This window comes from Acrocarpospora phusangensis, from assembly GCF_016862995.1.
GTDB lineage: Bacteria > Actinomycetota > Actinomycetes > Streptosporangiales > Streptosporangiaceae > Acrocarpospora > Acrocarpospora phusangensis.
This window is the reverse complement of the sequence record NZ_BOOA01000001.1, coordinates 81999-104319: the sequence shown is the minus strand read 5'-3', so window position 1 is coordinate 104319 and position 22321 is coordinate 81999. Positions and strand designations below refer to the sequence as shown.

Below are 22321 nucleotides of genomic sequence, written 5' to 3'. Positions count from 1 at the left end.
GATCATGAAATCGGTTTCACAAACGTAGGGCGAGGTCACGGCGGGTGTCAAGTCCGGGCGGGGGAGGGGCCGGTTTCACGCCGGGTCGGTAAAGTGGGGGGTCATGGCCACGATCTACGAGGTAGCGGCGCTCGCCGGGGTCTCTCCCGCGACGGTCTCGCGCGTGTTCAACGGGCTCACCGTCTCCGAGGAGAAGCAGCGGCTGGTCCGCGACGCGGCCGCGCGGCTGGCGTTCACCCCGAACAAGACGGCGCGGCGACTGCGCAAGCAGAGCTCGGAGATCATCGCCCTGCTCATCCCCGACATCGAGAACCCGTTCTACACGGCGCTCGCCCGGGGAGTGGAGGACCGCGCCCAGGAGTCGGGCTTCTCCGTCGTGCTCTGCAACACCGACGACAACCCCGCCAAGGAGCTGCGCTACCTGCAGATAGCCGCGTCCGAGCAGATGGCGGGCGTGATCCTCTCGCCGGCCTCGGACGAGGTGGACCTGGGCGCGATCGTCTCGCTGGGGCGCCCGGTCGTGGCGGTGGACCGCACGACGCCGTACCCGGTGGACGCCGTGAAGATCGACAACCGGGCGGCGGGCATCGCGGCGACGACCGCCCTGGTCGAGGCCGGGTACCGCAGGATCGCCTGCATCGCCGGCCCCGCCGGGATCGAGATGACCGAGGACCGGTTCCTCGGCTGGCGGCAGGTGGCCGCCGCGCGCGGGACCGGCGTGCACGAGGGCTATCTGCGCCACGCCAACTTCCGGGTGGACGGCGGGCACGCGGCGATGCGGGCCCTGCTCGCCCTCGACACCCCGCCGGACGCGGTCGTGACGACCAACAACCTCATGGCCATCGGGGCCCTCCAGGCGCTCGCCGAGGCCGGGATCTCGCCGGAGCAGTTCGGCGTCGCGGCGGTCGGTGAGCTGCCCTTCGTGACCATGGCCCCGGCGGCCGTGGCGAGCGTCGTCCAGGTCCGCCTTCCGGCCCGCTACCTGGGCAGAACCGCCGCGACGATGCTGCTGGAGCGCATCGCGGGGGACACCCAGCCGCTCAGGACCGTGGTGCTCCGCGCGGAGGTTAGCCCGCCGCCGCTGCCGGGCAAAGACCCAGCCCTGTAATCGATGCCATGACGTTATCTCCCTGATCAGAGGCTGTCCTGGCGACTTTGCCCGCGATGCTTGACGAAATCGATTTCTTAGACTTCACTGTGGCGCACCCCACGGCTGTTAGGAGAGGGACGCAGGCCTATGAACATCCCCCGGCGCAGAGTCGCGCTGGCCTGCGCGGTCACCGCGCTGGCGGCGACCGCCCTTGCGGGTTGCGCAAGCGGTTCGGACACGTCGTCGTCGTCCGGCAACAACAACAAAGCACTCGAGATCGTCTACTGGAACTACGGACCCGCCGCCGAGAGCGGCAACAAGTCCACGGCCGACGCCTTCATGGCGTCCCACCCCGATGTGAAAGTCACCCTCACCCCGGTCACCGGGGAGAACTGGGGAACCTACTACGCGAACGTGGCGACGCTCATCGCCTCCGGCAAACGCCCCGACCTGATGGTCATCTCCGGCGAGGGCGCCCAGTTCGTGCACTCCAACAACCTCGTCCAGCCCATCAACCAGTACCTGGAGAAGGACGCCGGGGCCAAGGCCATCACGGCCGACATCGCCCAGGGCCTCATCGACGGCTTCACCGTCAAGGGCGACGTCATCACGCTGACGTACGGCTGGAACGACATGGTCGTCTACTACAACACCGACGCCTTCACCAAGGCCGGCCTCGAACCCCCGAGCGCCGACTGGACCTGGGACGACTTCAAGGCCACCGCCAAGAAGCTGACCGCCGACACCAACAACGACGGCAAGCCCGACCAGTACGGTTTCACCTGGGCCAGCAACGAGATCTTCCCCGGCATCATGCCCTGGGTGGCCAACGCCGGCGGCAACCTCACCAGTGACGACGTCTGCGCCGCCACGGTGGACACCCCCCAGGTCAACAAGGCGGTGACCTTCCTCAACGACCTGATCAAGGAGGGGATCGCGCCGGCGCCGATGCCGATGAGCGACGTCTTCACCCGGTTCCAGAACGGCCAGGTCGCCATGTTCGGCGCGGGCCGGTGGCCGATCGCCACCTTCCTCCCGGCCGGTTTCAAGGCATTCGACATCCAGCTCTACCCTAAGGGCGACACCTACAAGACGGTGTTCGGCGGGGCGGGCTACCCGATCCTCAAGTCGTCGCAGAACCCGGACCTCGCCTGGGAGTACCAGAAGTTCACCGTCAGCGACGAGATCGAGAAGCAGTACGTCGGCACCCCTGACAAGCCCGGCGACTCCATCCCGTCCCGGCGCTCGGTGGCGGAGACGATCTCCAAGGTCGGCGTTCCCCCTGCCAACTCCGACCTCTACTACAACAGCATCGACAAGTACCCGACCCTCGTGCCGTACCCCGCACCGGCGAAGTACAGCACGTTCGAGTCGACCGTCCTCCGCCACCTGCAGCAGATCTTCGCGGCCGAGACGTCCGTGCCGGACGGCCTGAAGAGCCTGCAGAGTGAGCTGAGCGGCATCGTCACCTGCTGAGTCCGACCCGATCCCGCTAGGCAGACATGACCACCAGTAGCACACTCCGGCCCGGGACCGGCGACCACGCGGTCGCCGATCCCGGGCCCCCGGCCCCGCGCCGGCGCAGGGGGGACGGGGCCGCGGCGCTCGCCTTCCTCACGCCGTCGATCATCATGTTCCTCGTCTTCGTCCTGGCCCCGACGGTCGGCGTGCTCGTGCTGAGCTTCTACAACTGGAACCTGCTCAGCGACGGCACCTTCGTCGGCCTGGACAACTTCGACCGGCTCTTCCACGACGAACGCCTGCTCGGCGTGTACGGCTCGACGACCTACATGGCGCTGGCCATCCTGGCCGTCAACGTCGTCCTCGGGCTCCTGCTCGCGGTGCTGCTGGAGACGCGGATGCCGAACTGGCTGCGCGGCTTCTTCCGGCTCTCCTTCCTGTTCCCGTTCGTGGTGTCGGCCTCCGCGGTCGCGCTGATCTGGCGGTTCCTGCTCAACAAGGATCTCGGCCTGGTCAACTACCTGCTCGGCCTGGCCGGGGTGGACCGGATCGACTGGCTCGGTTCCTCGGCGTTCGCGCCCGTGTCGATCATCATCGTGAACTCGTGGAAGACGATCGGGTTCTCCATCCTCGTCTACATCGCCGGCCTGCAGTCGATCCCCAAGCAGCTGCGGGAGGCGGCCATCGTGGACGGCGCCGGGGCCTGGACGAGGTTCTGGCGGATCACCTTCCCGCTGCTCTCGCCGACCATCTTCTTCCTGGTCGTGATCAACACGATCAACTCCTTCCAGATCTTCGCCGAACCGCGGGTGCTCACCCAGGGCGGGCCGGGCGACTCCAGCCGCACCATCGTGGAGTACCTCTACGACCGGGCCTTCGGCGACTTCGACCTCGGTTACGCCTCCGCGATCGGCATCACGTTCGCGCTGGTGCTCGTCCTGCTCACCGCCATCCAGTTCTGGTTCTCGCGCAGATGGACGCACTACTCATGAGCACCCTGACGACATCACCGGCGACATCACCGGTCACCCCGCCCTCGCGGGCCGGCCACCTCGCCGCCCGCGTGCTGACCTTCCTGGTCCTGGCCGTCGCGGCCGTCGCCATCACCGCGCCGTTCCTGTGGATCTTCCGCGGCGCCTTCTCCGGCTCCGACGCCGAGCTGTACCGCCTGCCGCCGACCTTCCACGCCGAGAATCTCACGCTGCGCAACTTCGGCCAGGTCACGGAGCAGGTGCCGTACTTCCGGTTCTTCCTGAACTCGATCATCGTGTCGGGCACGGTCACGCTCGCGCAGCTGGTCACCTGCTCCACCGCCGCGTACGCCTTCGCGCGGTTGCGGTTCCGCGGCAAGGGCCTGCTGTTCGCCATCGTGATCGGCTCGCTCATGATCCCGATCCAGGTCACGATCGTCCCGCTGTTCCTGGTCATGTCGAAGCTCGGCATGACCAACACGCTGTGGGCGCTCATCCTGCCGGGGATCTTCAGCGCGTTCGGGATCTTCCTGCTGCGGCAGCACTTCATGGCGTTGCCGTACGAGCTGGAGGAGGCGGCGAAGATCGACGGCGCGGGGCGGTTCCGCACGTTCGCGCGGGTGATCCTGCCGCTGTCCGGGCCGTCCATCGCGACGCTGGGCATCCTGTGCTTCACGTACTGGTGGAACGACCTGCTGCTGCCGCTGGTGATGATCAGCGACACCGAGCGGCAGACGCTCCCGGTCGGCCTCGTGCTGCTCGCCGGGCGGTTCTCCACCGGGTCGCTGGGCACCATCGCGGCGGGCATCGCGATGGCGATCGTGCCGGTGCTGATCGTGTTCATCGTGGCGCAGCGGTACATCGTGCAGTCCATCGCGTCGAGCGGGCTGAAGCTCTGATGGCGGCCCCGCCGGTTTCGACACTGCCGTGGCTGGTACGGCGTGGCGCGCTCGGGTTCTGGCACGAGCTGCCCCGCTCGCTGGTCGCGGGCCTGGCCGGGCTGGCGGCGGCGGTTCCGCTGGCCGCGGCGATGATCTCCGGGGCCCCGGACTGGATGATCGCCGCGGCGACCGTGCCGCCGGCGCTCGCGCTGACCGGACTGGCCCGGTTCGCCGCCGCCGCGGCGCGCGGGGAAGGCCCCCGGCTGGCGATGCTGCGCGAGTTCGACCCCGTGCTCGCGGTGCTGCTCGCGGCGGGGGTGTCGCTCGCCTGGCTCGGCCTGGCCTCGGGCGGGGCGGCCGCGCTGGCCGCCACCCTGGGCGGCGCGGGGCTGCTGCTCGTCTTCCCGTACGCGCTGGCCTACGGCGCCCTGCGCGGACGGCAGGGCCTGGCGGCGCTGCGCGGCGGGCTGATCCTGGTCGCGTTCCGGCCGAGCTGGGCCGTCACGCTCGTCGCCCTCGGCTGGCTGGGCGGCTTCGCCGTCGCTGCCTCCGCCGGGGTGCTGGCGGCCGTGGTGCTGCCGCTGTTCCTGGCCGTCACCGCCGCGCAGACGATCGGCCTCCTCGACGAGATCGACGCGCTCCAGAGCCGGCGATGACCCTCGCACTCGCCGCCGGGGGCGGCGCGGACCTGAGCGAGAGCGGATGGCCGGCGCGAAGGTGACGATCTACCAGGTGGCGGCCCTCGCGGGCGTGTCGCCTGCCACCGTCAGCCGGGTGATGAACGGAGCGCGGGTCTCGCCCGAGTCGGAGCGGCTCGTCCGGGCCGCCGCCGAACAGCTGGCCTTCACCCCGAACCGGACCGCCAGGCGGCTGCGCCGCCAGTACTCGGAGGTCATCGCGCTGATCATCCCGGACATCGAGAACCCGTTCTTCACCGCGCTCGCCCGCGGCGTGGAGAACCGGGCCAGGGCGGGCGGCTACTCGGTGGTGCTGTGCAACACCGACGACGACCCCGTCCGCGAGTCCACGTACATCGACATCGCGCTGGCCGAGCACATGGCCGGCGTGATCCTGGCCCCGGCCGACGCCGCCAGCGACGTGAGCAGGCTGGTCGCCCGCCAGCGGCCCGTCGTGGCCGTGGACCGGAGCCTGAACCGGGCCGACATCGACGCGGTCACCGTCGACAACAGGGCCGGCGGCCTGTCGGCCGCGGAGTCGCTGTTCGCCGCCGGTTTCTCGCGGGTCGCCTGCATCACCGGGCCCAGCTCGGTGGAGACCGCCCAGCTCCGCATGGAGGGCTGGCAGCAGGCCACCCGCGACCGCAGCGAGGCCGGCGACGCCGAGCTGCTGCGCTACGCCGACTACCGGGTGGACGGCGGCCGGCTGGCCATGGCGGAACTGCTCGCGCTCCGCGAGCCTCCGGACGCCGCCGTCGTGGCCAACAACCTGATGGCGGCTGGCGCGCTCGACGCGCTCCAGGACGCGGGGCTGTCGCCGGCCGCGTTCGGCCTGGCCGTCTTCGGCGACCTGCCGTTCGCGTCGTTCGAGCGGCGCGGCATCCGCGTCGTGGACCTGCCCGCCAGGGAACTCGGCGAGGCGGCCGCGGCGCTGCTGCTGGACCGCATCGCCGGCGACGACGGCCCGGCGCGGACCGTGGTGCTGCGCACCGACCACAGAACCAGGGAGAGGCAGTGAGCGGAAGGGCTTTTCTGGGCGTCGACATCGGCACGTCCAGCAGCAAGGGCGTCCTGGTGGACGAGGACGGCCGGCTGCTGGCGTCCGCCGTACGCGAGCACGAGGTCAGCCGCCCGCGCCCGGGCCACGTCGAGATGGACGGCGAGCTGTGGTGGACCGAGTTCCGCGAACTCGCCGCCGAGCTGACCGCCGCCTCCGGCGTGACGGTCGCGGCGGTGGGCGTCAGCGGCATGGGACCGTGCGTGCTGCTCACCGACGAGGACGACCGGCCGCTCCGCCCGGCCATCCTGTACGGCGTCGACACCCGCGCGGCCACCCAGATCGAGGAGCTGACCGCCGAACTGGGCGGCGCGGACGCGATCCTGGAACGCTGCGGCTCCGTGCTGTCCTCGCAGGCCGTCGGGCCGAAGCTGCGCTGGGTCGCCGACCGTGAACCGGAGGTGTGGCGCCGCGCCCGCCGCCTGTTCATGCCGGCCTCGTGGCTCGTGCGCCGCCTCACCGGGGCGTACACGCTGGACTACCACTCGGCCAGCCAGTGCACGCCGATGTTCGACCTCGGCGCGGTGGACTGGTACCGGCCGTGGGCGGAGCGGGTCGCACCGGACCTGGAGCTGCCCCCGCTCGCCTGGTCCGACCAGGTCGCCGGCACGACCAGGGAGCCGGTCGCGGGCATCCCCGCCGGCACCCCCGTCATCACCGGCACCATCGACGCCTGGACCGAGGCCGTCAGCGTGGACGCCCAGAACCCGGGCGACCTCATGCTGATGTACGGCACGACCATGTTCCTGATCGCCACCGTGGAACGCCCGCTCCGCACCCCGTCGATGTGGGGCACGGTCGGCGCGTTCCGCGGCTCGCACAACCTGGCGGGCGGCATGGCCACCTCCGGCGCGATCACCACCTGGCTGCGCGACCTGGCGGGCGCCGACTACGCCACCCTGCTGGCCGAGGCCGAGGAGTCGGGGCCGGGGGCGCGGGGGCTGCTGATGCTGCCGTACTTCGCGGGAGAGCGCACGCCGCTCCAGGATCCGGACGCGCGCGGCGTCGTCGCGGGACTGACCCTCAGCCACACCCGGGGCGACCTCTACCGGGCCGCCCTGGAGGCGACCGCCCTGGGCGTGCGGCACAACGTCGAGGCGCTGCGCGACGCCGGCGCGCCCGTCGACCGTGTCGTGGCGGTCGGCGGCGGCACCCGCGGCGGGCTGTGGACGCGCATCGTCAGCGACGTCACCGGCCTGCCCCAGGTCATCCCGGCCACCACCATCGGCGCGGCCTACGGCGCCGCCCACCTGGCGGCGCGCACCACCGTCGCCGCCGACATCGCCGCCTGGAACCCGCCGGCGGAGACCATCACGCCGGATCCCGCGCAACGGGCCGGCTACGACGAGCTCTACGCGCTGTACCGCGAGCTCTACCCCGCCACCCGCACCATCGCCCACGCGCTCGCGGCCCGGCAACGGACGCCGGCCAGCCCCCCTTCGGAGGAGACACCATGACCAGCTACACCCTCCCCGTCCCGGCGAGCCGCCCGGCGGCGCCGCCCAACACGGCCTACCTGATCGCCAGCGGAGACCTGCGGCTCTCGGCGAACCTCGCCGGCTGGCCCACCCAGCAGCGCATGGAGGCCGACGTCACGGCCGCCTTCGCCGAGCTGGGCTGGACGGTCGTACGGGCCAACCCGGTCGACCCGGCCACCGGCCACGGATTCATCTCCAGCCAGCGCATGGGCCTGGAGGTGTTCAAGAACATCCCCGCCGACGCGCCGCTCATCGTCGCCGAGGCCGTCTGGCAGTACAGCCACCACGTGCTGGCCGGGCTGCGCACCCACCGGGGTCCGATCCTGACCGTCGCCAACTTCTCCGGCGAGTGGCCGGGCCTGGTCGGCCTGCTCGGGCTCAACGCCGGGATGACGAAGATGGGCGTCGCGTACTCGACGATCTGGAGTGTCGACTTCACCGACGACTGGTTCAAGGCGGGCATCAAGGGCTGGGTGGAGAACCAGGCCATCCCGCACGACGCCGCCCACGTCCGCGACCTGCCCGCCCTGCCCGGCAACGCCGAGACCGAACTCGGCCGGGCGATCGCCCGGCAGCTCCTCGCCGACAAGGCCATCATCGGCGTCTTCGACGAGGGCTGCATGGGCATGTACAACGCGATCATCGACGACGAGCTGCTCAACCCGATCGGCGTCTACAAGGAGCGGCTCTCCCAGAGCGCCCTCTGGGCCGAGATGCAGACCGTGTCCGACGAGGAGGCCGACGCGGTCGGCGCGTGGCTGCTCGGCAGGGGCATGACCTTCCGGCTGGGCACCGACGAGGCGACCGAGCTGACCGAGGCGCAGCTGCGCTGGCAGTACAAGATGTACGTGGCGGCGCTGCGCATCAGCGACGACTTCGGCCTCGACGCGGTCGGCATCCAGTACCAGCAGGGCCTCAAGGACCTCTCCCCGGCCTCCGACCTGGCCGAGGGCATCCTCAACAACGTCGAGCGCCCGCCGGTGACCTCCCGCGACGGCTCCCGCGTGCTCTGGGACGGGCAGGCGCTCCCGCACTTCAACGAGGCCGACGAGGGCGTGGCCGTGGACGCCCTGGTGACCAACCGCATCTGGACGGCCATGGGCCTCGACCCGGCGACCACCCTCCACGACGTGCGCTGGGGCGAGGAGTACGACGGGGAGTTCGTCTGGGTCTTCGAGATCTCCGGCTCGGTACCGCCGTCCCACTTCGCCGACGGCTACGCGGGCGCGGTCGGCTGGCGGCAGGACCCGGTCTACTTCCCGCTCGGCGGCTCCACCATCAAGGGCGTCTGCAAGCCGGGCGAGATCGTCTGGAGCCGCGTCTTCGTCCAGGGCGGCGCGCTCCACGTCGACCTCGGCCGGGCGTCGGCGATCTCGCTCCCGGACGAGGAGACCGAACGCCGCTCCCGGGCCACCACCCCCGCCTGGCCGATCATGCACGCGGTCTTCCACGGCGTCAGCCGCGACCAGTTCATGGCCCGCCACAAGGCCAACCACCTCAACGTCGCGTACGCCCCCGACGCGGCGACCGCCGACAAGGCCCTCCTGGCCAAGGCCGCCCTCTTCGCCGAACTCGGCGTCCAGGTGCACCTGTGCGGGGAGACGTCCATCGCCTGACCCTCCGTTCCGCGGGGCTTCCGTCTCGTACGGCGGGAGCCCCGTTCACGGGCGTGGGCTCGGCGCGGTCTGACCTGGGGGCCCGGTCTGCCCTCCGGTCTGTCCCGTGGTCTGCTCCGCGGACGGTGACTGGAAGATCTCGGTGGCCGCGGCTCCCGCCAGGGACGTCGCCGCCGCGGTGCCGGCCGCGATGAGGATGGCCGCGAGCGGCGCGGTGAGCGAGCGGACATTGCGGACGTTGCGGATCCGTGACCACGGTTCGCCCGCGAGGCGCATCAGCCGCCACTCCCAGAACAGCCCCAGGCCGAGCCCGAGGATCGCGGTGTTGCCCAGCACGATCGCGATCACGTAGAGGCGGTCGGCCAGATCGGTGCTGCCGTCGGTCAGGCTGGGCAGATAGCTCGACAGCTCCGTCACCAGGGCCGCCACCATGAGGAACAGGCCCTTGGTGATCGGAAGCTCGCCGCGGATCCTCGGGTAGAAGTAGCCGTAGACCAGCCCGAAGGCGGGCAGCGCGATGAGGAACCGGCTGTTGTACATCTCCTGGATCGAGAGCCCGGTGTTCTCCAGCCCCTGCGTGATCGTCAGCGGCAGGGTGAGCACGAGCGCCACCGCGGCGGCGGTGAGGCCGTTGGCCGCCGGGGTGCGGCCACCCGAGGTGGCGAAGGCCAGGTCGGGATCCAGACCCTCCTCCCGGCGCGCGATCGCCTCCTCGAGCTCGCGCGCCTTGCCGTCGAGTTCGGACACCGTCATCTCGCCGCCGGCCAGGCGGGCGCCGCTGGTCCGGAAGAGATCCTCCTCCGAGGCCCGCAGCAGCCGCAGGCGCAGGGCCGACCGGACGAGCCGCCGATGCTCGGCGGGCGAGACCTCGGCCAGTTCGATTGCCGGCTCGGTGGCCAGTTCGGTGGCCAGTTTGGTGGCCTGCTCGTTCGAACGGCGGGCCGGAGCACCGGTCGTCAGCCAGACCATGGAGGCGAAGGCGACCAGGGCGGCGAGTTCGTCGCCGCCGTTGCCGACCATGTAGGCCACGACCAGGATGCCGGCGACCGTCGCATACGGCTCCCGAGCCACGATCGCGCCGGGCGACCGGCCGAGACGGAAGAGCCTCAGCAGCATGAGCAGGCACACGAGCAGGACCAGGAGGCCCAGACTCTGAACGACGAGGGAGAACAGCACAGCCTTCGCATCGTCGGCGGAGAGGTACGGTGTCGAATCGCTCCTGGAGATCGGCCAGACGAAGATGACGACCGTGGCCGCGAGGCTCAGCAGAGCGTGTGGCCGGGACCATCGGCCCACCGCGAGCGCCACCCCGGCGATGGCGATCGGTGACCAGAGAACCGCGAAGACCAGGCCGATGACCCACACGGCGGGATACAGACCGATCAGCAGGTTCCGCGTGAAGACCAGTAGAGCGAGGCAGGACAGCGCGGCCGCGATCGCCACGGTCGCGCGCAGATAGGAGTCCGGCATTCTCGTAGGCTCTGCGAGCACTGCGGCACCCACGGGACACAGCAGCGCCAAGGCCAGCCATGGCGCATACTCCGGGCCATCCTCGACACGTGCCGACACGACGAGGAGGATCGCCGGGACGATGGCCAGGGTGACGACGAGATCGCGGAGTGCCCAGCTGGACCAGGGCATCTGGCCGCGCCGTTTGATCGTGTGCGAGACCAGCAGGGCGGGAAGGGCCAGCAGCACCAGACCCACGCTCGTCCACAGCGCGAGCGCGCTCAGGTCCTCCCAGCTCCGTCTCGCCAGCGTGGTCCAGGCGGCGGACAGCACCCGGTTCGGCGCTCCGGGAAGCAGGCTCGGCTCGGCCTGCGCGGCGACTGCGGCGACGCCACCGGACACCGCCGCCGTCACGGCCACGAGCAGGTGGTTGCGGCGGTCGCGCCACCAAGTTCGCCCGAGGGCGCGCACCCCGCATCCGGCGGCGATCAGCAGGGCCGCGACCGCGGACCAGACCGCGACCGTGTTCCACTCGACGCCTTCTTCGGTGTCCTCGTCCTCTGCCGTGTCCGGGAGGAACAGTTCCACGTACGGGTTATGGCCTGTTCGGGTCAGCGCGACCTGGAAGTCCGACTGGCCACGCAGTTCCATTTGGTGATCAGCCTGGGAGGTGGGTGTCTGCCCGGTGACCCCCGCGATGTCCCAGCCGTCCGCGACGATTCGTACGGTGTGGGCGTCGATGGCCGGTCCGCCGTAGGTGCGTAGCCTTGAGGGCGGATACGGGGCGAAATAGTTGAGTTCGAGGGCTGCGCTGTTGGCGACTGTGCCGAGATATGTCCACCTCGTCGCCACTGTCGCGCTGGTCTGCCCGCCCGCGAACCTGAGGGTGATCGCGGAATCCAGACCCGCCCGGAGATCGTTGCGGGTGGTTTCGGGGTACAGGCTGCCGTGGCCGTATTCGAACAGTTCGTAAGCCTGCATTCCCCCGGTGCGGACCTCCTCGACGATGGGATCGGCGGGGTCGGCCGAGACCTCGATCGTCATGGTCACCTTGACGGGGGTCTCACCTTCGGAGAGATCGACGCCCTGGAGAACGGCCAGGTCCGCCTGGGTGGCCTGGGCGATCCGCACGGTGGTCACGGCCGAGCGGCGGGGATGGCCGAGGGCCCACCAGCTCGCGCCGTTGACGGGCGGGTCGGGCTCCGCGCCGGAGGGACCCGGGAGATCGGGAGTCGGCGCGTTCGCGGGGGCCCGGGTGGGCAGGCGGGAGGTGTCCGTCGCCACCTCGCGGATGAGCAGCGCGTACACGGTCACGGTGCCTGCCGCGAGGATTACGGCGAGTATCCGCCGGAGCGTGCTCCGCCATGGGGAGTGCCTCGGCGCCACGGTTCGATGGTGGGTCCGTGGCTCCGCCCGCGCCAGCGGAATGCTCAAACCGTGACGAGGCGGGCTACGTCGGCGACGGGTTGAGTAGGGGGATACTCTCTCGCCGCCTCCTGTGGCCGGGTGACCATGAAGCCGTTCTTCGCGTGAACGTGAAGGTGAGGCCGAGATGGGAAAGCGGCAGGTAGGCGAGATCCGGATCAGCAAGCGGGTCGTCCGGATCGGGCATGAGGTGTACCCGCTGGCGAACATCTCGCGGGTACGGACCCTGCGGCTCGTGTGGAGCGGCCGGTCGGCGACGTTCTACCCGCTGAAGGGCATCGCGGTCACCCTGGCGCTGGTCGGCGCGCTCGCGGCGGCGGCGTACGTGGCCCTGCCGGAACTGGACGTGGACGCGGGATTCAACCTGGAGGAGGCCGCCGGCCAGTTCACGACCGGCGCGGCCATCCTGGGCGGCGTGCGGATCGTGTACCTGCTGGGACTGCTCCTCTACCGGCTGATCTTCCGCCGCCGCCGGTACGCCCTGGTGATCGAGACGGCCGGCACCCAGTTCACGGCCCTCTCCGGCACCGCCAGAGACGAGATCCACCGGATCGAAGGCGAGATCGTCAGCGCCATCGAGGACCCGCCCGATCAGGAGCGCATCGTCCACGTCGGCGGCGACCTGGTCCTCGGCGACAAGGTCGCCCGGGACAAGTACGAGCAGCGCGGCGCGGACAGCCGCATCACCGTCAACGGATGAGGTGTACGAAATGCCCGACTACGTATACGGGACCAGCGTCGGCCGCGACAGCTACGTGCAGCACGGCTCCGGCAGCATCATCACGGTCAACAACTCCGGCGAGGGAGCCTCCCGCGCCGAGATCGACGCCGCCGTCGCCGAACTACGCGCCTTCATCACCACCCTGACCCGCACCGGCGCGGTCACACCAGACGGCACGGTCACCGACCCCGCCGCCGTGGTCGCCGCCGTCGAATCCGAGCCGGGCCGCCTCCGCGCCCTGGGCACAGCCATCGCTGGCGGCGCCAAGGAAGCAATCCTCACCGCCGTCCAAACCGGCGTCGCCACCTTGATAGTGGCCCTCGTCGGCAAGCTGTGACCGCCGGAGGGGTGACGTGTGACCGCCGGAGGGGTGCGGTCACACGTCGCCGGGGCCGGGCACACCAACTATCGCCTGCCTGAATTCGGGCACCGAGAATCGCGGCGGGTGCGCTCGCACGTCGCCGCGGCCGGGGCACACCAACTTTCGCCTGTCTGGATTCGGGCGCCGAGGATCGCGGCGGGTGCGCTCGCACGTCACTGCGGCTGAGGCACACCAACCGGGACAAGAAGAGCGTAAGTAGGGTCCAGAGGAATGCCCCGGCCGCTCTTGGCGCCGGTGCGGCGAGAAGCGTCACCTGTGTTAACGGCGCCGGATAACGGCGCGGGCCCGGCAGGTCAAGCCGGGTGATCGTCCCCCCGGGGCAGGCGGAGGGCGAATGTGGAGCCGTGGCCGGGGGTGCTGGTGGCGGTGGCGGTGCCGCCGTGGGCTTCGGTGAGTTTGCGGACGATGGAGAGGCCGAGGCCGCTGCCGCCGGTGCGGCGGTTGCGGGACAGGTCCACGCGCCAGAAGCGTTCGAAGATCAGGGGCAGGTCCTCGGCGCCGATGCCGGTGCCGGTGTCGGCGACCTCGATCACGGTGGCTGGGCCGTCGCGGTGGGCGCTGAGGGTGACGGTGCCGCCGGGGGGCGTGTGCCGTACCGCGTTGGAGACGAGGTTGGCGACGGCCTGGCGGAGCCGTACGGGATCGGCGTGGAGGTCCAAGGGGGCGTCGGACGGGGTTGAGAGGGTGACACCGGCGGTGGTCGCGTTGCCGCGGTGGACTTTGGCGACCTGGGCGAGCAGGTCGGTGACGTCGAAGGTCTCCTTGTGGAGGCGGAGTTCGCCGGCGTCGGCCTCGGCCAGGTCGCGCAGGTCGTCGATGATGTGCTGGAGCAGCAGGGCCTCCTCCAGCAGGGACGACATGAGCGCCCGGTCGGGGGCGACGACGCCGTCCTCGGCCGCCTCCAGCCATCCCCTGATGTTGCTCAGCGGGGTGCGCAGCTCGTGCGCGACGTCGCCGACCATCGCCTTGCGCAGTTCTTCCAGCTGGGCGCGCCGGGTGGACATGGCGTTGAACGCTTCCGCCAGGCTGCCGATCTCGTCCTTCCTGCCGATGCGCACGCTGGGGGAGAGGTCGCCTTCCTCCATCCGCCGTACCGCGCCGGTGAGCGCCCGCAGCGGCCTGACCAGCTGCACCCCGGCCAGGACGGTCACGGTCAGGGTGACCAGCAGCACCGCCGCCGCGACCCCGGCGATCCTGACCTGGTTGGCCGACGACAGGTCGAAGATCGTCGAGGGCGGCCCGGCGCGGCTGCCGACGAAGAGCAGCGCGGCCGGCGCGACATACGGTTCGAGCTGCTCGCGGCGGCTCCCGACGATGCACTCCTGCACGGTCTTGGTGAGATTCCCCGCGGGTGCCGCGTCCCGGGCGGCCGGCGCCGGGAGAGGCGACCAGCTGAAGTCCAGCCCGAGCCGCACCTCGGGCATGTCCCGCTTCTTGAGGCAGCCGTTCACCAGCTTCCCGAGCTGGGCCAGCGCCTTCGTCTCCGTGGGCGTCAGCTCGTCCAGGACCGTGCTGGCGCACCTGGACGTGGCCGGGTCGATGTTGCGGATCTCCAGAAACGACCGCCCGCCGGGTCTCTCCGCGACGGTCGCGGTGACGTTCACGAAGGCGTCCCGCAGGCAGGCGGCGCGACGCTGCGCGGCGGCCCGCAGCAGGTCGCGCTCACCGGCGGGCAGCCGGAAGGGCCCGACCGCGCGCGGATCGATGTGCTCCGGGGTGTCCACGGCCAGCGGCTCGATCACCGCCGTCGGCTTGGCGGGCAGCGTCACCGGCCCGGGGTCGGAGTCGAACAGCGGCTCCCGCTCCTCGGTGGTCAGTGTGATCCGGTGCCCGGTCTCCCGCGCCAGCCGCTGTACGGTCTGCGACGCCCCCCGCCACGACGAATGACCGGCCGCGTACCCCAGCAGGGCGTCATAGACACGCGCGTCGTCGGCCAGCGCCTGCCCCTGCTCCTGACGCAGCGCCACGGTGGTGCTCCGCACGGTCAGCCAGGCGGTCGCCGCGATCGAGCAGACCGACACCAGCATGGTCACCGCGAGCAGCCGGAGCAGCAGGCTGCGGCGCAGCGGCACGTCACGCCGCGTCATGCGGGCCGTCGGTCAGCTTGTACCCGACGCCGTACACGGTCACCAGCCGTACCGGCCTGCGCGGCTCCGGCTCGATCTTCCTGCGCAGGTTCATCACGTGCACGTCCACCGTACGGGAGGTGATGTGCCGGTCGAAGCCGTGCAGATGCTCCAGGATCTGCGCCCGGGTGAACACCCGGCCCGGCTGCGACACCATCAGCTCCAGCAGCTGGAACTCCCCGGGGGTGCACTCGACGGGCTTTCCGGCCACGCTGACCTCGTGCCGTACCGGATCGACGGCCAGGTCGCCCACCCGCAGCAGCGGATCGGCGGGCGTGGCCACCCGGCGGGTGCGCCGGAGCAGGGTGCGGATGCGGGCCATCAGCTCCCGCGGGCTGTACGGCTTGGTCACGTAGTCGTCGGCGCCCAGGTCGAGGCCGAGCAGCAGGTCGTCCTCGGTCGCGCGGGCGGTCAGCATGAGCATCGGCAGGTCCGACTCGGCGCGCAGGATGCGGCACACGTCCAACCCGCTGACCCGCGGCATCATGACGTCGAGCACGAGCAGGTCGGGGGCCCGGCGGCGGACGGAGTCCAGCACCGAGCGCCCGTCGTGCACGAGCCCGACGGTGTGGCCCTCCCACTCCAGGTAACGACGGAGCAGGTCCGCCTGCTTCTCGTCGTCCTCGGCAACCAGGACATAGGCGCACATAACGGCGAGTTTAGGGTGGCCGGTGAACCGGCCTGGACGGTTCACAGAAGGACTATGGGTTCCTGACGGGTTCCTAACATTTCCCCACGATCCTCGCCGTCATGCCGAGCTGGACACGAGCTGGACACGACGAGGATGGGGGCTCCGGTGACTGTTGACACGGACACGGCCGAGGTCAGGAGGTGGCGGCGGGTCGCCGCCGGGGCGCTGGCGCGGTGGCGCTGGCCGCCCGGGGCGAACCGGAGCCGCCCCCGCCCGCCAAAGCCTCCGTCGCGACCACCGAGGTGGTCAGGACCGACCTGTCGGACACGCGTACGCTGCCCGGCACGCTCGGGTACGGCGCGGCACGACCGGTGCGCGGCGCGGGCGAGGGCCTGGTGACCCGCCTGCCGAAAACGGGCGCGGCCGTACGGCGCGGCACACCGCTCTACTGGGTGAACGACCGTCCCGTGCCGGCGTTCTTCGGCGCCACCCCGCTCTTCCGCAGACTCGACAAGATCGGGCTGCGGGGCCGGGACGTGACCATGGTGGCCGACAACCTGACCGCGCTCGGCTACGACATCGGCCCGAGGTCGTCGCCGGCCGCGCGCGTGTCGCGCGTGTCGCGCGTGTCGCGCGCCAAGCCGCTCCCGGGGGACGTCCTCACCGCCGGCCTGCGCGCCGCCCTCAAACGCTGGCAGCTCGACTTCGGGCTGAAGCCCACGGGCACGCTCGACCTGGGACAGGTCGCCGTCCTGCCCGGTCCCGTCCGGGTCGGCTCGATACAGGCCCGCCTCGGCGACCCCGCCGCCGGAGACCTGATCACGGTGACCCGGGCGGTGAAGGTGGTGACCGTGCCGGTGAACGCCGTCGACGTGGGCACGATCCGCCGGGGCATGCGCGTCACCGTCGTCCTGCCCAGCGGCGACGAGATCCCCGCCAAGGTCACCGCGATCGGCGCCGCCGTCACCGACGGCGGGTCCGACGGCACCGTCCCGCAGGTCAACGTCACCGTCACGCCCAGCAAGGGCTCCGACGTGAAAGCCGTCGACTCGGCCAGGGTCGAGGTGCGGTTCACGGTCAAGGCGCGCGAGGACGTGCTCGCCGTGCCGGTCGGCGCGCTGCTCGCCCTCCGCGAAGGCGGTTACGCCCTCCAGCTGCCCGGCGGGAAGCTGGTCGCCGCCGAGACCGGCATGTTCACCCGGGGCATGGTCGAGGTCAGCGGCTCCGGGATCACCCCCGGCCTGACGGTGGTGACCAGCTCATGACCCCCGTGCTCCGGGTCCGGGACGCGAGCAAGATCCACCCGGGCGGGGTGACGGCGCTCGACGGAGTCTCCCTGGAGATCGACGCGGGGGAACTCCTCGCCATCCTCGGCCCGTCCGGCTCGGGCAAGTCCACCCTGCTCAACATCATGGGCACCCTCGACCGGCCCACCAGCGGCACCGTGGAGATCGGCGGCCAGGACGCGGCCGGGCTCTCCGACCGGCGCCTGTCCGCCCTGCGGGGCCGTTCACTCGGCTTCGTCTTCCAGCAGTTCCACCTCACCGACGGGCTGACCGCCGCCGAGAACGTGGCCACCGGCCTGCTCTACGCCGGGGTGCCGCACCGCAGGCGCCGCCCGCTCGCCCTGGCCGCCCTCGACCGCGTCGGGCTCTCCCGCCGCGTCGGCCACCTGCCGCACCAGCTCTCCGGCGGCGAACGGCAGCGCGTCGCCGTCGCCCGCGCCCTGGTCAACGAGCCCGCCCTGGTCCTCGCCGACGAGCCCACCGGCGCCTTGGACACCGCCAACGGCCAGGCCGTGCTCGACCTGCTGGTACGGCTCAACGCCGAGGGCACCACCATCGCGATCGTCACCCACGACCGGGACCTCGCGGCCCGCCTGCCCCGGCGGGTCGAGATCGTCGACGGCCGCATCGTCGCCGACACGAAGGGCGCCCCATGACCCACCCGTCTCCCTCCGCCCCCGTACGGCTGGCACCCGCCGACGTGGTGCGTCTCGGGCTGCTGGGCATCCGTACCAGGAAGCTCAGGGCGGCGCTGTCCGCGCTCGGCATCTCGATCGGCGTGGCCACCCTGATCGTCGTGACCGGAATCCCGGCCGCCGGGCAGCAGGCCCTGCTCGACCGGCTGGCCGCGCTCGGCACCAACCTGCTGCGCGCCGAGCCGATGCCCAACCAGGACCCGCCGGTCCTGCTGCCGGAGCAGGCCGACGCCATGGCGGCCCGGATCGCCCCCGTCCAGGTGGCGAGCGCGGTCGCCAACACGCACTCCTTCGTGGCCCGCTCCGACCGGGTCGACGACACCGACGCCGCCGGCGTCAGCGTGCTCGCCGGCCGGGACAACCTGCTGGCGGCGGTCCACGGCACCGTGCGCACCGGCCGGTTCCTCAGCCCCTCCACCAACGCCTTCCCCACCGTCGTCCTCGGCTACCACGCCGCCTCCCGGCTCGGCGTCGACGACCTGCCCGCCGGCCGCGAACCCCCGCAGGTGTACGTCGGCGGCCAGTGGTTCACCGTCATCGGCGTCCTCGACCCGCTGCCGCTCGCCCCCGAACTGGACCGGGCCGTCCTGGTCGGCTGGGACGCCGCCCGCCGCTTCCTCCGCTTCGACGGCCACCCCACCGTGATCTACGTACGGGCCGACGAACCCTCGGTCGAGGACGTCCGGGCGGTGCTGCCCGCCAGCGTGCACCCGGAGGCGCCCGGCCTCGTCCGGGTCAGCAGGCCGTCGGACGCGCTGGCCGCCAAACGCGCCACCGAGACCGCCTTCTCGGCGCTGTTCCTCGGCCTGGCCGGGGTCGCGCTGCTGGTCGGCGGCATCGGGGTGGCCAACACGATGGTCGTCTCGGTGCTGGAACGCCGCCGCGAGATCGGCCTGCGGCGGGCGCTCGGCGCCACCCGGGGGCACATCCGCGCCCAGTTCCTCACCGAGTCGGTGGCCCTGTCCGGGCTGGGCGGCGGCATGGGCACCCTGCTGGGCCTGCTGGCGACCCTCGGCTACGACGCCTACCAGGGCTGGCCGCCCGTCATCCCCGGGATCGCCGTGGCGGGGGGCCTCGCCGGCGCGGTCGTGGTCGGCGTGGCCGCCGGGGTCTACCCGTCGATCCGGGCCTCCCGCCTCACGCCCACCGGCGCGCTGGCCGCCGCGTGAACCCGTGTCAAGCCATAAGAGAACCTCATCGGTCCCTGACAGGTTCCTCACATCCGGTCGCCATCCTGCCTCGCATGACTCTTCGAACAGTGAGAACCCTGGGGAGACTCGCCGCGCTGACGCTCGCCGGATGCCTGCTCACCGCGTGCGGCGGCGGTACGGGCACCGAGCAGGCGGCCGCGCGGGACGACGGGGTGGCGACCCTGGTCACTCAGTCCCCGGTGAAGGACGACGGCGCCGCTGAACCGACCCCGTCGAAGAAGCCCGACGCCGAGTCGAAGCGCCCCCAGTTGCGGCTGGACAGCACGGAGGAGGAGATCGCGGAACTCCGCCGGGCGTACGCGGCCTGCCTCGGCGAGCACGGCATGCCGCAGGGCGACGGCGAGGTCACCGCGGCGATGACGAAGGCGATCGACAAGGCCAGGAAGGCCTGCGAGGACAAGATGCCCCTGCTGCCCCCGGAGATGGACCCCGACCAGAACCCGCACTACGCGGACGCCGTGCGCAAGCAGGTCAAATGCATGAAGGAGCACGGCTTCGACGTCAGTATCACCCCGGCCACCGGCTCGAACCCGAACGCCATCGGCTGGACGTACAACAGCGTGCCCGGTCCCGGCGTGGACATCGGGAAGATCCAGGACGACTGCCGGGCGGCGGGCTTCGGCGGCGGTGCGGCCCTGCGCCCGGGTCCCGCCTGACGTCGGGGGAGCGGGTCCGGGACGCCGGGCCCGCTCACGGCGGCGGCAGGCGTTTCCAGAACCGGTCCAGCGCCTGCTCCCCGGCGGGGATGTCCAGGTGCTCCTGGATCATCCGGTGCGGGAAGGTGAAGCCGCTGCCGGTGCGGTAGAGCAGGATGCGGTGCTCGGCGTCCTCCAGGAAGCGCAGGTAGCGCAGCGGCACGCCGCCCAGCCGGGCGAGCGACAGCCGTACGCCCCAGTACTGGACCAGGGCGAGGCCGCCGTAGCGGTAGGCGCGGGCCAGGCCGTACAGGCCGGCGAAGAGGCCGGCGAGGAGCCAGGCGGAGGTCGTGTCGAGGCGGCCGGTGGCGGCGGCGACCAGCAGGAGCAGCGCGAGGGTGACGATCGCCGCCGCAGCCGCTCCACCGGCTGGAGCGTCGTCGAGAACGAGCCTTCCAGCGTGCTGATGTAGCCCCAGGCCGCGACGAGCACGGCCAGCGTGACGGCCTGCGAGCCCCAGTCGATCCGCTGGAGCACGACGCCGCCGACCAGGATGGCGGGGATGTTGTAGGCGACGGCCACGCCCGGCCTCGACTTGCCCTGCTGCTCGGCCACCCGCTCGCCGACCAGCAGCTGGCAGAGGGTGACCACGATGGTGGCGCAGGCGAGCAGCGCCACGTCGGGGAGGCTGCCCGTGACCGCGCCGGTCCGCAGCGCCACCGCCATCCAGCAGATCGCCAGCGCCCAGATCGTGATCGTCGTCGCGCCGGTCGTGGCCATGCGCGGCGCCCTCCGCGCCGCCGGGGGCAGCCAGTCCAGATTGAGGCGGTCGAGGTAGAGCACCTGCTCGTCGCGCTCGCCGAGCTTGCGGGCCAGCAAGGTCAGAGCCCCGAGCGCCCGGTACGGATCGGGGTGCCCCTTGAGCCGTTCCGCGACATAGGTGTCGAAGATCCGTTCGCGGCGTTCGGCGGGTCTGCCGGGACGGCGGAGATCGTCGGCCGAACGGCCGGTGTACGTCAGGCGGATGATGTCCAGCATCAGCGGCGACTGGAGCAGCGGCCACAGCTTGGTGTCGGCCTTCAGCGCGTCGTGGACCGGCTGCAGCCCGCCCGGGTTCGCGACCAGATACTCCTGCACGTCCGTCTTGGACGGCCTGGCCAGCTCGGCGCAGAGCGCCGTGTCCACCGTGAGGGCCAGCTGCACGTCGCGGACGCGGCAGCTCAGCGCCAGCCCGGCGGCCGACCGCCGGAAGCGCGCGATCTGCGCGGCGCACTCCCGCCGGTGCGCGGCGGGCACGTGGTCGAGACCGTCCAGGATCGGCAGCAGCAGGTCCTCGGCCAGCCAGCCCCGGACGAGCTGCTCGGGGAAGTCGTCGTAGGCGCGGTGCACCTCGGCGACGATCCAGTCCGCGAACTCCTCGCCCCGGTAGGTCGCCAGATGCAGCAGCACCGGCAGCGGGCGCTGCGCGAAGCCCGGTTCGGCCTCCAGCTCCGCGATGGCCTCCTCGGCGAGTACGGTCGCGAGCTTGGCCAACTGGGCGGACTTGCCGAGGCCCGCGTCGGCCAGCAGGGTCAGCTCGTCGCCGCCCTGCTCGAAAAGCACCCGGATATCGGTCACGTCGGTATCCGTCCTGGCCAGTTCCGGACGGCTCCCGCGCTTTTTCCCTTCCTCGTGCAGAAGGGTGAACCGGGGAATCAGATATAAATGCTCCTCCGCGCGGGCGGCGTCTTTTCCTGCCCTCTCGCGGACTTTTCTCAGGAGTTTGAGCCGCTGCCGGTGGGTCGCGTCCGCGCGCCGCCGCAGCCACCAGCGGCCGAGCAGCGCCGCGAGAGCGGCGGCGGAGGCTCCGGCGAGATACGAGCCGGGCGCGGGCAGGGTGAACGCCAGCATCACCAGCGTGGCTTCGAGCGCGGCGGTGAACGCGACCGCGCCGAGGCGTGCCGGCCATCGGGACACGCGCCTGATCGGCGGCTTCCCCGGTGAGCGCCAGTCGCCGACGGCCCGGTCGGGCGGGGCGCTGTCCGGGCCGCCGTCCTGGTCGAAGCCGGGCAGCGGCAGCAGCCCGCGCAGCTTCGCCTCGTCGCGGTGGCGGCGCGCGGTCGCGTCCCAGCGCGCCTTCCACTCGCCGGGGCGTCCGCCGAGCGCGCGCACGATCGCCCGGCAGACCTGCCAGCTGTAGGTGCGGCGGCCGGAGAAGACGTAGGAGATCGTGGCGCCGGCGTACCTGGTCGCCTGGGCGAGTTCGTTGACGCCCGGTCGGTCGGGGTGGGTGGCGTACAGCTCGTCGTACAAGCGGCAGGAGAGCTCGGCCCACGGGCGGAATTCCGGCGGCACGCCCGCCGGGTCCGGCCGGGTCACGCCCTTCGGGTTCGAGCCACCCCGCCCGAGTTTCTTGGTCGATCCACCGTCGCTTGTCATTCCTGCCCATTCACTCATTAACACCTGGCCACAGGCCCTTTCGGCGGCCGGCGCCTGCCGATAAATCTCGACTCGTGTCGATGACGTAACAATTGGCGGCCCGCACTATTT

At 71.6% G+C, this 22321-nt stretch carries 18 protein-coding genes; 14 read left to right on the top strand and 4 right to left on the bottom strand.

Annotation, left to right across the window (positions count from 1 at the left end; genetic code table 11):
* The first annotated feature begins 103 nt into the window (after positions 1 to 103).
* The 8 genes from Aph01nite_RS00460 (at position 104) to Aph01nite_RS00425 (ending at position 9231) form a co-directional block, all read left to right on the top strand.
* Positions 104 to 1108, top strand: a complete 1005-nt coding sequence (locus Aph01nite_RS00460) for a LacI family DNA-binding transcriptional regulator (RefSeq protein ID WP_204038660.1) — start codon at positions 104 to 106, stop codon at positions 1106 to 1108.
* Between the two features lie 129 nt (positions 1109 to 1237).
* Positions 1238 to 2566, top strand: a complete 1329-nt coding sequence (locus Aph01nite_RS00455; protein ID WP_204038659.1) for an ABC transporter substrate-binding protein — start codon at positions 1238 to 1240, stop codon at positions 2564 to 2566.
* A gap of 26 nt (positions 2567 to 2592) precedes the next feature.
* On the top strand, positions 2593 to 3543 hold the full coding sequence (locus tag Aph01nite_RS00450) for a carbohydrate ABC transporter permease (RefSeq protein ID WP_204038658.1): 951 nt from the start codon (positions 2593 to 2595) through the stop codon (positions 3541 to 3543).
* Positions 3540 to 4421, top strand: coding sequence for a carbohydrate ABC transporter permease (locus Aph01nite_RS00445; RefSeq protein WP_204038657.1), 882 nt, complete (start codon positions 3540 to 3542; stop codon positions 4419 to 4421). The genes Aph01nite_RS00450 and Aph01nite_RS00445 overlap by 4 nt, the downstream gene beginning before the upstream one ends.
* Positions 4421 to 5059, top strand: a complete 639-nt coding sequence (locus tag Aph01nite_RS00440; RefSeq protein ID WP_204038656.1) for a hypothetical protein — start codon at positions 4421 to 4423, stop codon at positions 5057 to 5059. The genes Aph01nite_RS00445 and Aph01nite_RS00440 overlap by 1 nt, the downstream gene beginning before the upstream one ends.
* A 46-nt stretch (positions 5060 to 5105) precedes the next feature.
* Positions 5106 to 6098 (top strand): LacI family DNA-binding transcriptional regulator, encoded by a 993-nt coding sequence (locus tag Aph01nite_RS00435; protein ID WP_204038655.1) that lies wholly within the window; start codon positions 5106 to 5108, stop codon positions 6096 to 6098.
* Positions 6095 to 7594, top strand: coding sequence for an FGGY-family carbohydrate kinase (locus tag Aph01nite_RS00430; protein WP_204038654.1), 1500 nt, complete (start codon positions 6095 to 6097; stop codon positions 7592 to 7594). The genes Aph01nite_RS00435 and Aph01nite_RS00430 overlap by 4 nt, the downstream gene beginning before the upstream one ends.
* The gene (locus Aph01nite_RS00425) at positions 7591 to 9231 is read left to right on the top strand and encodes a hypothetical protein (protein WP_204038653.1); all 1641 of its coding nucleotides are present in this window, start codon (positions 7591 to 7593) and stop codon (positions 9229 to 9231) included. The genes Aph01nite_RS00430 and Aph01nite_RS00425 overlap by 4 nt, the downstream gene beginning before the upstream one ends.
* A 45-nt stretch (positions 9232 to 9276) precedes the next feature.
* On the opposite strand, the gene Aph01nite_RS00420 is transcribed toward Aph01nite_RS00425, so the two are convergent.
* The gene (locus Aph01nite_RS00420) at positions 9277 to 12066 is read right to left on the bottom strand and encodes a hypothetical protein (protein WP_204038652.1); all 2790 of its coding nucleotides are present in this window, start codon (positions 12064 to 12066) and stop codon (positions 9277 to 9279) included.
* Between the two features lie 166 nt (positions 12067 to 12232).
* On the opposite strand from Aph01nite_RS00420, the gene Aph01nite_RS00415 reads away from it, so the two are divergent.
* Together Aph01nite_RS00415 and Aph01nite_RS00410 are read left to right on the top strand one after the other, a co-directional pair.
* Positions 12233 to 12805: a DUF6232 family protein gene (locus Aph01nite_RS00415; protein WP_204038651.1), complete on the top strand. Its 573-nt coding sequence runs from the start codon at positions 12233 to 12235 to the stop codon at positions 12803 to 12805.
* Between the two features lie 10 nt (positions 12806 to 12815).
* Positions 12816 to 13163, top strand: a complete 348-nt coding sequence (locus tag Aph01nite_RS00410) for a hypothetical protein (protein WP_204038650.1) — start codon at positions 12816 to 12818, stop codon at positions 13161 to 13163.
* Between the two features lie 338 nt (positions 13164 to 13501).
* On the opposite strand, the gene Aph01nite_RS00405 is transcribed toward Aph01nite_RS00410, so the two are convergent.
* Positions 13502 to 15295 carry a sensor histidine kinase gene (locus Aph01nite_RS00405; RefSeq protein WP_239161288.1) on the bottom strand — a complete coding sequence of 598 codons (1794 nt, stop codon included), beginning with the start codon at positions 15293 to 15295 and terminating at the stop codon, positions 13502 to 13504.
* Positions 15282 to 15983 (bottom strand): response regulator transcription factor, encoded by a 702-nt coding sequence (locus tag Aph01nite_RS00400; RefSeq protein ID WP_204038649.1) that lies wholly within the window; start codon positions 15981 to 15983, stop codon positions 15282 to 15284. Before Aph01nite_RS00400 ends, Aph01nite_RS00405 begins: the two co-directional genes overlap by 14 nt.
* Positions 15984 to 16165: 182 nt before the next feature.
* On the opposite strand from Aph01nite_RS00400, the gene Aph01nite_RS00395 reads away from it, so the two are divergent.
* The 4 genes from Aph01nite_RS00395 (at position 16166) to Aph01nite_RS00380 (ending at position 19813) form a co-directional block, all read left to right on the top strand.
* Complete coding sequence (locus tag Aph01nite_RS00395) at positions 16166 to 17230, top strand: efflux RND transporter periplasmic adaptor subunit (protein WP_204038648.1); 1065 nt, start codon at positions 16166 to 16168, stop codon at positions 17228 to 17230.
* Complete coding sequence (locus Aph01nite_RS00390; protein WP_204038647.1) at positions 17227 to 17907, top strand: ABC transporter ATP-binding protein; 681 nt, start codon at positions 17227 to 17229, stop codon at positions 17905 to 17907. The genes Aph01nite_RS00395 and Aph01nite_RS00390 overlap by 4 nt, the downstream gene beginning before the upstream one ends.
* Entirely contained in the window at positions 17904 to 19115 is a 1212-nt protein-coding gene (locus tag Aph01nite_RS00385) for an ABC transporter permease (protein WP_204038646.1), read from the top strand. The genes Aph01nite_RS00390 and Aph01nite_RS00385 overlap by 4 nt, the downstream gene beginning before the upstream one ends.
* 89 nt (positions 19116 to 19204) lie before the next feature.
* Entirely contained in the window at positions 19205 to 19813 is a 609-nt protein-coding gene (locus Aph01nite_RS00380) for a hypothetical protein (RefSeq protein ID WP_204038645.1), read from the top strand.
* 108 nt (positions 19814 to 19921) lie between these two features.
* Here the strand turns inward: Aph01nite_RS00380 and Aph01nite_RS00375 are convergent, their stop codons facing one another.
* Positions 19922 to 22210 carry an NACHT domain-containing protein gene (locus tag Aph01nite_RS00375; RefSeq protein WP_204038644.1) on the bottom strand — a complete coding sequence of 763 codons (2289 nt, stop codon included), beginning with the start codon at positions 22208 to 22210 and terminating at the stop codon, positions 19922 to 19924.
* Positions 22211 to 22321 lie beyond the last annotated feature (111 nt).

Coding starts and splice junctions, on each gene's coding strand:
- Aph01nite_RS00390 (WP_204038647.1), top strand. CDS start 17,227: ATGACCCCCGTGCTCCGGGTCCGGGACGCGAGCAAGATCCACCCGGGC.
- Aph01nite_RS00445 (WP_204038657.1), top strand. CDS start 3,540: ATGAGCACCCTGACGACATCACCGGCGACATCACCGGTCACCCCGCCC.
- Aph01nite_RS00415 (WP_204038651.1), top strand. CDS start 12,233: ATGGGAAAGCGGCAGGTAGGCGAGATCCGGATCAGCAAGCGGGTCGTC.
- Aph01nite_RS00405 (WP_239161288.1), bottom strand. CDS start 15,295: ATGACGCGGCGTGACGTGCCGCTGCGCCGCAGCCTGCTGCTCCGGCTG.
- Aph01nite_RS00410 (WP_204038650.1), top strand. CDS start 12,816: ATGCCCGACTACGTATACGGGACCAGCGTCGGCCGCGACAGCTACGTG.
- Aph01nite_RS00450 (WP_204038658.1), top strand. CDS start 2,593: ATGACCACCAGTAGCACACTCCGGCCCGGGACCGGCGACCACGCGGTC.
- Aph01nite_RS00460 (WP_204038660.1), top strand. CDS start 104: ATGGCCACGATCTACGAGGTAGCGGCGCTCGCCGGGGTCTCTCCCGCG.
- Aph01nite_RS00375 (WP_204038644.1), bottom strand. CDS start 22,210: ATGACAAGCGACGGTGGATCGACCAAGAAACTCGGGCGGGGTGGCTCG.
- Aph01nite_RS00455 (WP_204038659.1), top strand. CDS start 1,238: ATGAACATCCCCCGGCGCAGAGTCGCGCTGGCCTGCGCGGTCACCGCG.
- Aph01nite_RS00400 (WP_204038649.1), bottom strand. CDS start 15,983: ATGTGCGCCTATGTCCTGGTTGCCGAGGACGACGAGAAGCAGGCGGAC.
- Aph01nite_RS00435 (WP_204038655.1), top strand. CDS start 5,106: ATGGCCGGCGCGAAGGTGACGATCTACCAGGTGGCGGCCCTCGCGGGC.
- Aph01nite_RS00425 (WP_204038653.1), top strand. CDS start 7,591: ATGACCAGCTACACCCTCCCCGTCCCGGCGAGCCGCCCGGCGGCGCCG.
- Aph01nite_RS00440 (WP_204038656.1), top strand. CDS start 4,421: ATGGCGGCCCCGCCGGTTTCGACACTGCCGTGGCTGGTACGGCGTGGC.
- Aph01nite_RS00385 (WP_204038646.1), top strand. CDS start 17,904: ATGACCCACCCGTCTCCCTCCGCCCCCGTACGGCTGGCACCCGCCGAC.